The sequence below is a fragment of the Mizugakiibacter sediminis genome (genome assembly GCF_000953855.2).
GTDB classification, from domain to species: domain Bacteria; phylum Pseudomonadota; class Gammaproteobacteria; order Xanthomonadales; family Rhodanobacteraceae; genus Mizugakiibacter; species Mizugakiibacter sediminis.
On record NZ_DF970183.1, the window covers coordinates 1 to 11,568 of the forward strand.

General features: G+C 71.7%; 14 protein-coding genes. 8 read left to right on the plus strand and 6 right to left on the minus strand.

Annotation, left to right across the window (positions count from 1 at the left end; genetic code table 11):
- Nucleotides 1-80: 80 nt before the first annotated feature.
- Nucleotides 81-620, minus strand: a complete 540-nt coding sequence (locus MBSD_RS06785; protein ID WP_062536287.1) for a peroxiredoxin — start codon at nucleotides 618-620, stop codon at nucleotides 81-83.
- Between the two features lie 129 nt (nucleotides 621-749).
- On the opposite strand from MBSD_RS06785, the gene oxyR reads away from it, so the two are divergent.
- From oxyR to msrB, 8 genes are all read left to right on the plus strand, one after another.
- Complete coding sequence (gene oxyR / locus MBSD_RS06790) at nucleotides 750-1,688, plus strand: DNA-binding transcriptional regulator OxyR (RefSeq protein WP_062536289.1); 939 nt, start codon at nucleotides 750-752, stop codon at nucleotides 1,686-1,688.
- A 106-nt stretch (nucleotides 1,689-1,794) separates the two neighbouring features.
- Nucleotides 1,795-2,211 (plus strand): nucleoside diphosphate kinase regulator, encoded by a 417-nt coding sequence (gene rnk / locus MBSD_RS06795; protein WP_062536312.1) that lies wholly within the window; start codon nucleotides 1,795-1,797, stop codon nucleotides 2,209-2,211.
- A 155-nt stretch (nucleotides 2,212-2,366) separates the two neighbouring features.
- Nucleotides 2,367-2,786 carry a rubrerythrin family protein gene (locus MBSD_RS06800; RefSeq protein ID WP_062536291.1) on the plus strand — a complete coding sequence of 140 codons (420 nt, stop codon included), beginning with the start codon at nucleotides 2,367-2,369 and terminating at the stop codon, nucleotides 2,784-2,786.
- 157 nt (nucleotides 2,787-2,943) lie between these two features.
- A complete protein-coding gene (locus MBSD_RS06805; protein ID WP_062536293.1) occupies nucleotides 2,944-4,287 on the plus strand; it encodes a heterodisulfide reductase-related iron-sulfur binding cluster in 1,344 nt (447 codons plus the stop codon).
- Between the two features lie 2 nt (nucleotides 4,288-4,289).
- Nucleotides 4,290-4,883, plus strand: coding sequence for a DUF3501 family protein (locus tag MBSD_RS06810; RefSeq protein WP_062536295.1), 594 nt, complete (start codon nucleotides 4,290-4,292; stop codon nucleotides 4,881-4,883).
- The gene (locus MBSD_RS06815) at nucleotides 4,880-5,518 is read left to right on the plus strand and encodes a hypothetical protein (RefSeq protein WP_114693215.1); all 639 of its coding nucleotides are present in this window, start codon (nucleotides 4,880-4,882) and stop codon (nucleotides 5,516-5,518) included. Before MBSD_RS06810 ends, MBSD_RS06815 begins: the two co-directional genes overlap by 4 nt.
- 85 nt (nucleotides 5,519-5,603) lie before the next feature.
- The gene (msrA, locus tag MBSD_RS06820) at nucleotides 5,604-6,290 is read left to right on the plus strand and encodes a peptide-methionine (S)-S-oxide reductase MsrA (protein WP_062536296.1); all 687 of its coding nucleotides are present in this window, start codon (nucleotides 5,604-5,606) and stop codon (nucleotides 6,288-6,290) included.
- A gap of 113 nt (nucleotides 6,291-6,403) precedes the next feature.
- Nucleotides 6,404-6,856, plus strand: a complete 453-nt coding sequence (gene msrB / locus MBSD_RS06825; RefSeq protein WP_062536299.1) for a peptide-methionine (R)-S-oxide reductase MsrB — start codon at nucleotides 6,404-6,406, stop codon at nucleotides 6,854-6,856.
- Between the two features lie 38 nt (nucleotides 6,857-6,894).
- On the opposite strand, the gene MBSD_RS06830 is transcribed toward msrB, so the two are convergent.
- The 5 genes from MBSD_RS06830 to MBSD_RS06850 all read right to left on the minus strand — a co-directional run bounded on the left by MBSD_RS06830 (nucleotide 6,895) and on the right by MBSD_RS06850 (nucleotide 11,517).
- Nucleotides 6,895-7,833, minus strand: coding sequence for a DMT family transporter (locus MBSD_RS06830; protein ID WP_062536301.1), 939 nt, complete (start codon nucleotides 7,831-7,833; stop codon nucleotides 6,895-6,897).
- Complete coding sequence (locus tag MBSD_RS06835) at nucleotides 7,830-8,456, minus strand: glutathione S-transferase family protein (protein ID WP_062536303.1); 627 nt, start codon at nucleotides 8,454-8,456, stop codon at nucleotides 7,830-7,832. Before MBSD_RS06835 ends, MBSD_RS06830 begins: the two co-directional genes overlap by 4 nt.
- Nucleotides 8,457-8,581: 125 nt before the next feature.
- Nucleotides 8,582-10,057 (minus strand): L-aspartate oxidase, encoded by a 1,476-nt coding sequence (locus tag MBSD_RS06840; RefSeq protein WP_062536305.1) that lies wholly within the window; start codon nucleotides 10,055-10,057, stop codon nucleotides 8,582-8,584.
- Between the two features lie 82 nt (nucleotides 10,058-10,139).
- Nucleotides 10,140-11,156: a quinolinate synthase NadA gene (nadA, locus tag MBSD_RS06845; RefSeq protein WP_062536308.1), complete on the minus strand. Its 1,017-nt coding sequence runs from the start codon at nucleotides 11,154-11,156 to the stop codon at nucleotides 10,140-10,142.
- A 79-nt stretch (nucleotides 11,157-11,235) separates the two neighbouring features.
- The gene (locus tag MBSD_RS06850; RefSeq protein WP_062536309.1) at nucleotides 11,236-11,517 is read right to left on the minus strand and encodes a putative signal transducing protein; all 282 of its coding nucleotides are present in this window, start codon (nucleotides 11,515-11,517) and stop codon (nucleotides 11,236-11,238) included.
- Between the last annotated feature and the right edge of the window lie 51 nt (nucleotides 11,518-11,568).

Consider the following 11,568-nt stretch of genomic DNA (forward strand, 5'->3'; position numbering starts at 1 on the left):
ACCGGTGCATGACGGAGACGGCGCTGGCACCTTCGCCGTCGCGGCGGCCTGCACAGCAGACCGCCGCGGCGGCATGCGGCTTACGCCACCTTCAGCGTCGCCTCGCCCTGCTGCCAGTTGCAGGGGCACAGCTCGTCGGTCTGCAGCGCATCCAGCACGCGCAGCACTTCCTGCGGGTTGCGGCCGACCGAGCCGTCGGTGACGTAGGCGAAGCGGATCACGCCCTGCGGGTCGACCAGGAAGGTGGCGCGCTTGGCCACGCCCTCGGCGTCGAGGATGCCGAGTTCGCGCGACAGGTCCTTGTTGATGTCGGCCAGCATCGGGAACGGCAGATCGCGCAGGTCCTTGTGGTCCTTGCGCCAGGCCAGGTGCACGAACTCGGAGTCGGTGCTGCCCGCCAGCACCTGGCAGTCACGGTCGGCGAACTGCGCGTTCAGGTCGGCGAAGCCCTTGATCTCGGTCGGGCAGACGAAGGTGAAGTCCTTCGGGTAGAAGAACACGCACAGCCACTTGCCCTTGTAGCTGTCGTTCGAGATCTCGGCGAAGGCCTTGTCCAGGTTCTCGATGGACACGGTGGCCTTGAGCTTGAAGGCGGGGAACTTGTCGCCGACGGTCAGCATATCGTTGTAACTCCTCGATGGTGGCACACGGCGCCGAAGTGGCGCGTCCGGATACAAGATACGGACGCCGCAACCATCGTTCAAATCGATTATCATCATTGAGTCAATAGTTCCAACCTATAGCGAGCCATGAACCTGCGGGATCTGCGCTACCTGGTCGCGCTGGCCGAGCACCGCCACTTCGGACGAGCCGCCGAGGCCTGCTTCGTCAGCCAACCGACGCTTTCGATGCAGATCAAGAAGCTGGAGGAGGAGCTGGGCGTGGCGCTGGTCGAGCGCACGCCGCGCAAGGTGCTGCTGACCGAGGTCGGCCGCGAGATCGCCGAACGCGCGCGCGAGGTGCTGAACGAGGTCGAGCAGATCCGCGCGATCGCGCGGCGCACGCGCGACCCCGAGTCCGGCACGGTGCGCCTCGGCATCTTCCCCACCCTCGGCCCGTACCTGCTGCCGCACGTGGTGCCGGAGGTGCGCGCGCGCTTTCCCAAGCTGGAGCTGCTGCTGGTCGAGGAGAAGACCGAGACCGTGCTGCGCCTGCTGCGCGAGGGCAAGCTCGACGCCGGCGTGCTGGCGCTGCCGATCCACGAGGACAGCCTGCACGCCGAATTCCTGTTCGAGGAACCGTTCCTGCTGGCGGTGCCGGAATCGCACCCGCTGGCGCACCGCCACGGCCTGAAGCTCGCCGATCTCGCCGACCAGAGCCTGCTGCTGCTGGAGGACGGCCACTGCCTGCGCGACCAGGCGCTGGAGGTCTGTCATCTGGCGGGCGCCAGCGAGAAGACCGGCTTCCGCGCCACCAGCCTGGAGACGCTGCGGCAGATGGTCGCGGCGAACGTCGGCATCACCCTGCTGCCGACGCTGGCGGTGAAGCCGCCGATCGCGCCGACCGACAATGTGCAACTGGTGCAATTCCGCGGCCATCCGCCCAGCCGGCGCATCGCCATGGTCTGGCGCAAGAGTTCGGCGATGGCCGATTTCCTCAAACGTCTCGCCGCGGTGTTCAAGGCGCTGCCGAAGGAGCTGCTGCAGCCGCGGCCTCCGGCCTCCGCCGCGCGGCACGCGCCGGGTTGAGAAACGCGGCCCGCTGGGCTACGGTGGGGCCATCCGCCGCCGCCGCCGGGCGCACTCCGCTCCCGGTGGCGTTTTGCTTTTGGAACCCGGCCAGGAAGCGATCGCCATGTCCGCCCACGCCCCCGCCATCGTGCTGTCCAGCCTCGACGCCGACCGTCTCGAGCAGATGCTCGACACGCCGCCGTACCGCGACGCGCCCGGCGCCGACGCGCTGCGCGCCGAACTGGAGCGCGCGCAGGTGGTCGAGCCGGCGTCGCTGCCGGCCGACGTGGTCGGCATGAACACCACCGCCGAGTGCGTCGACGACGGCAGCGGCCAGCGGCATCGCCTGACCCTGGTCTACCCGCGCGACGCCGACGCCGCGCAGGGCCGCGTCTCCGTGCTGGCGCCGGTGGGCAGCGCCCTGCTCGGCCTGCGCGTCGGCCAGAGCATCGACTGGCCCGCGCCCGGCGGACGCACGCTCAGGCTGCGCGTCACCGCGGTCCATCGTCAGCCGGAAGCCTCCGGCCAGGCCTCGCGCTGAGCGACGCCGCCGCCATCGCAGCGATAGCGTGCGGCTATCGCCTTGATCGCAACAATCGATTTCAGCCGGCCGCCGCCGCGCGCTACCCTCGGAGCATCCCGGACCGGAGGGGCCGGGCCGTGTTTCCCTCCAGCCACCGCCACGAGGTTGACGCCATGAGCAAGCTGAAAGGCTCCAAGACCGAGGAGAACCTGAAGTACGCGTTCGCGGGCGAGTCGCAGGCGAACCGTCGCTATCTGTACTTCGCGCAGAAGGCCGACGTGGAAGGCTACAACGACGTCGCCGCCGTGTTCCGCTCCACCGCCGAAGGCGAAACCGGCCACGCGCACGGCCACCTCGAATATCTCGAGGAGTGCGGCGATCCGGCCACCGGCCTGCCGTTCGGCGACACCGGCAAGAATCTGAAGAGCGCGATCGCCGGCGAGACCCACGAATACACCGACATGTACCCGGGCATGGCCAAGACCGCGCGCAGCGAGGGCTTCGACGAGATCGCCGACTGGTTCGAGACGCTGGCCAAGGCCGAGCGCTCGCACGCCAACCGCTTCCAGAAGGCGCTCGACGAGTTGAAGTAAGCGCCGTCGCCTCCCGCCGCGACTCGGCGGGAGGCGCATGGATACGCCAACAGGCGCAACGTCCGGAGAAGCGGCTGCGATCGCGACGACGGCGCACACCGTCCAGCGTTGCAGCCACTTCCGCCGGCAGCCGCGCCCGACCGCCGGGAGAGACCGCATGGCCGAGGAACGCAGCGCCGCCCGCGAAGGCAACCTCGAAGCACCGACGCGCCATCCGCTGGACTGGACCCATCCGCAGTTCTACGACCAGGCGGCGCTCGACAAGGAACTGGAGCGCGTCTTCGACATCTGCCACGGCTGCCGCCGTTGCGTCAGCCTGTGCAACGCCTTCCCCACCCTGTTCGACCTCGTCGACAACTCGCCGACGATGGAGGTGGACGGCGTCGCCAAGTCCGACTACGCCAAGGTCGTCGACCACTGCTACCTGTGCGACCTGTGCTACCAGACCAAGTGCCCGTACGTGCCGCCGCATCCGTGGAACGTCGACTTCCCGCACCTGATGCTGCGCGCCAAGGCGGTGAAGCACCGCAACGGCGGCACCGGCCTGGCCGCCAGGCTGCTGTCGAACACCTCCGCGGTCGGCAAGCTCGCCTCCATCCCGGTGGTGACGGAGACGGTCAACGCGCTGAACCGCAACGGCGCCGCGCGCAAGCTGCTGGAGAAGACCCTGGGCGTCGACGCGCAGGCGCGCGTGCCGACCTACCACAGCAAGACCGGGCGCAAGCGTCTGCGCGATCTCGACGGCGCCGGCGAGGCGCGTGCGGCCGGCCGCACGCGCGGCAGGCTGGCGCTGTTCGCCACCTGCTACTGCAACCACTCGCACCCGGCCGTGCTGGAAGATCTGGCCGCGGTGATGCGTCACAACGGCATCCCGCTGAAGCTGGTCGAGCGCGAGGTCTGCTGCGGCATGCCCAAGCTGGAGCTGGGCGATCTCGAGACGGTGGCGAAGTACAAGGCGCAGAACGTCCCGGTGCTGGCCCGGGCCGTGCGCGACGGCTGGGATCTCACCGCGGCGATTCCCTCCTGCGTGCTGATGTTCAAGCAGGAACTGCCGCTGATGTTCCCCGACGACGAGGACGTGCAACTGGTCAAGCGCCATTTCTTCGACCCGTTCGAGTACCTGATGCAGCGCCACCAGCAGGGCCTGCTGAAGACCGACTTCAAGCAGCCGCTCGGCAAGGTCGTCTATCAGGTGCCCTGCCACCAGCGCGTGCAGAACATCGGCCCGAAGACACGCGACGTCCTCCAGCTGGTGCCCGACACCGAGGTGCAGACCATCGAACGCTGCTCCGGCCACGACGGCACCTACGGCGTGAAGAAGGCGACCTACGCCATCGCGCGCAAGATCGCCAGGCCGGTCGAGAACCGCGTGCGCCAGGCCGAGGCCGAGCACTTCACCAGCGACTGCCCGATGGCCGGCAGCCATATCGCGCACGGCCTCGGCGACAAGCCCGCCGCCGAGCACCCGCTGACCTTGCTGCGCAAGGCCTACGGACTCTGACCATGCATGCCGCCCCATCCAAGCTGACCCCCGCCGACCTGTACACGCTGGAAGCCTACGCGCGCGAGCGCGCGCAGTTCCGCGCCAAGGTGCTGGCGCACAAGAAGACGCGCACCGTGCACCTCGGCGAGCACCTGACGCTGGTGTTCGAGGACCGCCTGACCGTGCAGTACCAGGTGCAGGAGATGCTGCGCATCGAGCGCATTTTCGAGCCGGCAGGCATCCAGGACGAGCTCGACGCCTACAACCCGCTGATCCCCGACGGCCGCAACCTCAAGGCGACCATGCTGGTCGAGTTCGAGGATCCCGCGCAACGCAAGCGCGAACTGGCGCGCCTGCGCGGCATCGAGCACCACGTCAGCCTGACCGTCGCCGGCCACGCGCCGGTCATCGCGGTCGCCGACGAGGACCTCGAGCGCAGCAACGAGGAGAAGACCTCCGCCGTGCACTTCCTGCGCTTCGAGCTCGGCGACGCGATGGTCGCGGCGCTGCGCGCCGGCGCCGCGCTGACGCTGGCCGTCGACCACCCCGGCTACGCGGCGCGCACGGCGCTGCCGGAAGCGACGCGTCGCGCGCTGCTGGCCGACCTCGCTTGAACGCGCTGCCGCGCTGGGCCTGGCTGCTCGTCGCGCTGGCGCTGGCCGGCGCGTGGTGGTCGTGGAGCGGCCAGGCGCACGCGCCGCCGCCCGGCGTGCTGGCGCCGGACGCTCCGCTGCAGACGGCGCTCGACGAACCCGTGCCGCCGCTGCACAAGGCCGATGCCACGCTCAAGCCGCTGGCGCGCTTCGAGGTCACCGCGCGCGTGCTGCATCGCGAGGACTACCGTTTCGACGACGGCGCCGCGCTGGCGCCGGTCGACCTCGCGCTCGGCTGGGGCCGCATGTCCGACAGCGCGGTGCTGAAGGACATCGAGATCACCCAGGGCCAACGCTTCTACGGGTGGCACGTCGACGCCTTCCCGATCCCGCGCCGCGAGATCGAGACGCACAGCGCCAACATGCACCTGATTCCCGCCGACCGCAGCGTCGAGCGCGCGATCGAACGCGCCCGCGCCGGCGAGGTGGTGCATTTCAGCGGCTACCTGGTCGAGGCCGACCGCCCCAACGGCTGGCGCTGGCGCAGCTCGCTGAGCCGCGACGACACCGGCGACGGCGCCTGCGAGCTGGTGTGGGTGGAGCGCTTCGAGATCGAGCCGCGGCCGTTGTCAGCCGCGCCCGCCGCCTCCATGTAAGCGGAGGCTGCGAACCACGGTCCCGTGGGAGCGCACTCCGCGCGTCCGCCGCATCCACGAACCGTTTCGCGCATTGGAGCCGTCCATGGCCGCTACCTGCGATATCCGCGGTGCCAGCCTGCGCATCGCGCCCGACCAGTTCCCCGATCCCGTCCGCGACCTCGACGCGCGCGGCGCCGCCGAACGCAGCGCCGTGCTGGCCGGCGGCTGCTTCTGGTGCGTCGAGGCGGTGTTCCGCGAACTGGACGGCGTGCTCGACGCGACCTCCGGCTACGCCGGCGGACGCGCCGCCGACGCCGACTACCGCACGGTGTGCGGCGGCGACACCGGCCACGCCGAGGTGGTGCGTGTGCGCTACGACCCGCGCCGGCTGAGCTACGGCCAGCTGCTGAAGGTGTTCTTCGCCGTCGCCCACGACCCCACCCAGCGCAACCGCCAGGGCAACGACGTCGGCACGCAGTACCGCTCGGCGATCTTCTACGCCGACGCCGACGAGCGCGCCGTCGCCGCGGCCTATATCCGCCAGCTCGACGCCGCCGGCGTGTTCACCGCGCCGATCGCCACCACGCTGGAGCCGCTGGAGGCGTTCTACCCGGCCGAGGCCTACCACCAGAACTACGCGGCGCTGCATCCCGAGCAGCCGTACATCGCGCTGGTGTCGGCGCCCAAGGTGGAGAAGCTGCGCACGTATTTCGGCGAGCGCGTGAAGCCAACGGATGCGACTTCACCCTTCGATGCTCCCCTCTCCCCAGCGGGGAAAGGACGAGGGTGAGGGCGAGCCGACCGCGGGGCGGCTCGCCCGCGCGTCCTCCTCACCCCATCCCTCTCCCTGTGGGGAAGAGGGAGCATGCTCAGTACCGTCTGCATCCGCCGCGGAGCACCTCGATGAACATCCCCGACCCCATGCGATCCGCTTCCGGCTACGACCTCGGTCCGCTCTCCGACGCCGAACGCGAACGCCTGGCCGCGCGGCTGACGGCGGAAGAGCGCCGCGTCCTGCTCGACCACGGCACCGAACGCCCGTTCTGCGGCACGCTGCTGCACCAGAAGGCGCCGGGCCACTACGCCTGCCGGCTGTGCGGCCTGCCGCTGTTCACCTCGGGCACCAAGTTCGAGTCGGGCACCGGCTGGCCCAGCTTCCACGCGCCGTTCGATCCCGCGCACATCCGCGAGATCGTCGACCGCAGCCACGGCATGGTGCGCACCGAGATCCGCTGCCGCCGCTGCGACGGCCACCTCGGCCACGTGTTTCCGGACGGCCCGCCGCCGACCGGCCTGCGCTACTGCCTCAATTCGGCCGCGCTGGAATTCGTGCCCGACGCCGGCGGTCCCACCTGACCGGGAACCGCGCGTCGCGGACGAAACGGGCACACGGTTCATGCGCTCTCCGCGCCGGCCTTGCCGCGCGCGGCGGACGGCGCGCCGCGCGCGCTGCCGATGAAGATGCCGGCGAGCGACAGCGCCAGGCCGCACCAGTCCAGCCAGCCGGTCGGGCGCGCGAACAGCAGCACGTCCAGCACGAACGACAGCGCCGGCTGCAGCAACAGCAGCAGGCCGACCAGCGAAGCGGGCAGCCGCGGCATCGCGCGCACGATCAGCATCCAGCCCAGCACCTGGCCGAACAGCGCCAGCGCCAGCAGCGAGGCCCACGACTGCGCGTCGGGGATCGCGTAGCCGTCCCCTTCGACGAGCACCGCCAGCGCCAGCACGCCGGCGCACAGCAGCGAGTTCAGCGCCAGCAGTTGCGCGGAATCGGCGCGCAGGCCGGCGTGCTGCGCGCGGCGGAACACCAGCATGTAGACCGCGTAGGCGACGCCGGTGAGGATGCCGAACCACACGCCGGTGCGGTACTGCGGTGCGAACACGCCCCAGTCGACGCCGACCAGCAGCCACAGGCCGAGCATCGCCAGCGCCACGCCGGCGACGAAGCGCAGGCCGAGCCGCTCGCGGTAGAACAGCACGCCGGCCAGCGCCATCACGAACACCTGGAAATTGCCGAGCAGCGTCGCCAGGCCGGGACCGACGTAGAAGATGCTGCGGTGCCAGAGCATCAGGTCGACCGCGAACGCCAGCGACGGCACCGCGAGCCAGGCCAGCTCGCGCAGCCCGAACGCCCGCCAGCGCCGCCGCGCCGCCAGCAGCGCGGCCAGCATCAGGCCGCCGAACAGCATGCGGTACAGCGCCGACACCGTCGGCGGCACGTGCGCCCATTTCACGAAGATGCTGGTGGTGCTGATCAGCGCGGCGCCGGCCAGCATCGCCCACACCGCCGCGCGCGGCCGCGCGCCGGCAACCGTCGCGCCGGCGGCGCTCATTCGGCCTCGGCCGCCGCGCGCCAGGCGCGCACCGCCGGCATCGCGTCGATGGTGCGCACGTAGGCGGCCGAGGTGGGATCGAGCGTGATGCCGTAGCTCAGGAAACGCAGCGCCACCGGCGCGTACATCGCGTCGGCGATCGAGAACCCGCCGAACAGGAACTCGCCGCCGCGGCCGTAACGGGTGCGCGCCTCGCGCCACAGGCGCTGCACGCGGGCGATGTCGGCCGCCGCTTCCTCGCCCGGCACCAGCGCGGGGCCGCGCCGGGTCAGGTCGAACGACAGTTCGCGGCGCAATGCGGCGAAACCGGCGTGCATCTCCGCCGAGACCGCGCGCGCGTGCGCGCGGGCCGCGGCGTTGGACGGCCAACCGCGGCGGCCGAAGAAGGTTTCGTCGGCGTATTCGAGGATCGCGATCGAATCCCACACCACCATGCCATCGTGGTGCAGCACCGGCACCTTGCCGGTCGGCGACCAGCGCCCGATCTGCTCGCGGAACTGCGGGGTGTCCAGCGGCAGCAGCACTTCGTCGAAGGCGACGTCGAAGTATTTCAACGCCAGCCACGGACGCAGCGACCACGACGACTTGCGCTTGTCGCCGATCACCAGCACCGGCAATGCCATCTTCCACCTCCTGGGACCGCCGGCGACGGCCGGCAGGGACGATGCGAGACGCGGACGAACGCGGGGCCCGCCGCGGCGGGCCCGGCATCCGCGCAAGCGTAGCAGAGCGGAACGGCGCGGACCGGTCAGGCGCAGGCGGCGCGCGGGGCGTCGCTGCGGTAATGCGCGCCGACGCTCTCGCGCCGCGCCAGCATCGCCTGCAGCATGCGCTGCGCCAGCAGCAGGCGATCGCCGCCGTGCGCTGCCGCCGGCAGCCGCGCGCGCAGCGCGGCGAGCTCGGCCAGCGCCGCCTGCAGGCCGCGCGCCTCGCGCACCAGCGCGGCGTGCCGCCACATCAGGTCGGCCAGTTCGGCGTCGGCGGCCGCGTCCAGCGGCCGCCAGTCGCGCGTGCCCGGCAGCACGGCGGGCGCGATCTCGGGCGCGGACTGCGCCAGCCGCTCGCCCAGCGCGCGGCCGAAGGCGAGGCCTTCCAGCAGCGAATTGCTGGCCAGGCGGTTGGCGCCGTGCACGCCGCTCGCCGCCACCTCGCCCACCGCGTACAGGCCGGGCAGGGAAGTGCGCGCCTGCGCGTCCACGCGCACGCCGCCCATGTGGTAGTGCTCGGCCGGCACCACCGGGATCGCGTCGCGGCGCGGATCGAGGCCGCGCGCCATGCAGGCGGCGAACACGGTGGGGAAGCGCTCGGGGAAGGCGCCGCCGACCGCGCGCGTCGCATCGAGGAACGCGCCGCCGCGCGCGCCTTCCGCCCACACCGCGCGCGCGACCACGTCGCGCGGCGCCAGCTCGGCGTCGGGATGCAGCGCCGGCATGAAGCGGCGGCCGCGCGCGTCCAGCAGCACCGCGCCGGCGCCGCGCAGCGCCTCGGTCAGCAGCGGCAACTGGCCGCGCTCGCCCGCGCGCGGCGCCAGCGCGGTCGGATGGAACTGCACGAACTCCAGATCGGCGGCCTCGGCGCCGGCCGCCAGCGCCAGCGCCAGCCCGCTGCCGTCCGCATACGCCGGATTGGTGGTGTAGCGGTACACCGCGCCGATGCCGCCGCTGGCCAGCACCACCGCGCCCGCGCGCCACAGCTCGACGCCGGCGGGGCCGTGCGCGCGCACGCCCGCCACGCGGCCGTCGGCGGCGCGCGCCAGTTCGAACGCGCAGCGCCGTTCCAGCACGGTGACGTGCGCGGCGGCGCGTGCGGCGGCGCGCAGCGCGCGCATCACCTCGGCGCCGGTGGCGTCGCCCCGCGCATGCACGATGCGCGCGTGCGCGTGCGCGGCCTCGCGGCCCAGCGCGTAGCCATGCGCGCCGCGGTCGAAGCGCGCGCCGAGCGCGTCCAGCCAGCGCACGGTCGCGGGCGCGGCCTCGGTCAGCCGCGCCACCGCCTCGGGGTCGTTGCGCCGCTGCCCTGCCGCCAAGGTGTCGGCAGCGTGCAACGCCGGGCTGTCGCCCTCGCCCAGCGCCGCGGCGATGCCGCCCTGCGCCCAGGCGCTGGAGCCGTCCTCGCCGAAGGCGCCGCGGCTCAGCACCGCGACGCGCCGCGGCGCCGCCGCCAGCGCGACGCTCAGGCCGGCGACGCCGGAACCGATCACCAGGATGTCGAATGCTTCGGCCATGGGACGAAAACCGCCGGCGGAGAGGGGAAACGGGCCGCGGCGCGCCGACTCGCCGGATCGCGCCGCGGCTCTTTTGCGGTTCTCAAGCCGCCTCGCGGCGGCCGATCGCCAGCATGCGCTCCAGCGAGCGGCGCGCGCGCTCGATCACCGCCGGATCGATCTCGACGCGGTGGCGCATGTGCAGCAGCGCGTCGTGGATCTTCGGCAGCGTGTTCTTCTTCATGTGTGGGCAGAGGTTGCACGGCCGCGTGAACTCCATCTGCGGAAATTCGGCGGACACGTTGTCGGCCATCGAGCACTCGGTGATCATCACCACGCGCTTCGGCTGCGTCTTGCGCAGGTGCGTGACCATCGCCGCGGTGGAGCCGACGAAGTCGGCCTCGGCCAGCACTTCGGGCATGCACTCGGGATGCGCGAGGATGTGCACCTCGCCCTGCTCGGCGCGGATGCCGCGCAACTGCGCGGCGGTGAAGCGCTCGTGCACCTCGCAGGCGCCGTTCCACAGGATGATCTTGACCTTGGTCTGCGCGGCCACGTAGCGGCCGAGGTACTGGTCGGGCAGGAAGATCACGCGCTCGGCGCCCAGCGACTCGACCACGTGCACGGCGTTGGCCGAAGTGCAGCAGACGTCGACCTCGGCCTTCACCTCGGCCGAGGTGTTGACGTAGGCCACCACCGGCACGCCGGGATAGCGCTGCTTCAGCAGGCGCACGTCGGCGGCGGTGATCGAGGCGGCCAGCGAGCAGCCGGCGCCGGGATCGGGGATCAGCACGGTCTTGGCCGGGTTCAGCACCTTGGCCGTCTCCGCCATGAAGTGCACGCCGCAGAGCACGATCACTTCGGCGTCGGTGCGCGTGGCCTGCTGCGCCAGCGCCAGCGAGTCGCCGGTGATGTCGGCCACGGCGTGGAAGATCTCGGGGGTCTGGTAGTTGTGCGCCAGGATCACCGCGTTGCGCTGCTTCTTCAGGCGCAGGATGGCGTCGATCCACGGCAGATGCGCCTGCCACTCGAGCTCCGGCATCACGCGGGCGACGCGCGCGTAGAGGTGGGCGTGGCGGCGCTGCAGCTCGGGCAGCGGTTCGGTGATCGGGGGGAGCATCGCGGCCTCCTTATGCTCACATCGAGCATATGTGGCCGGTAATGCTACATCCGAGCAAAAGGGCGGGCAAGCCGGAAGATCAAGCGGGTTGAGGATCGCCGTCCGGCGGCAGCCCCGACGCCGGGGAGCCGGCGGTGTCGCGCGCCTCGGCCAGCGCCTGCTGCAGTTCGCGCACCCGCGGCTCGGCCGCGGCGACCAGGCTGTCCGGCACCATCACCGCGATCAGGTCGCGCGCCGGCAACTGGCCGATGCCGCCGGTGAGGTACTCGCCGGCCACGTAGGCGGGGATGCCGGCCTGTTCGAGCGCGCCCTTGACCAGGTGCGCGTCGATGATCGACTCGGCGCGGTAGACGGTGCGCATGGCCCCACGCTAGCTGTGATCTCTCAGTAGGTTGTTCACCCGGGGCGAACC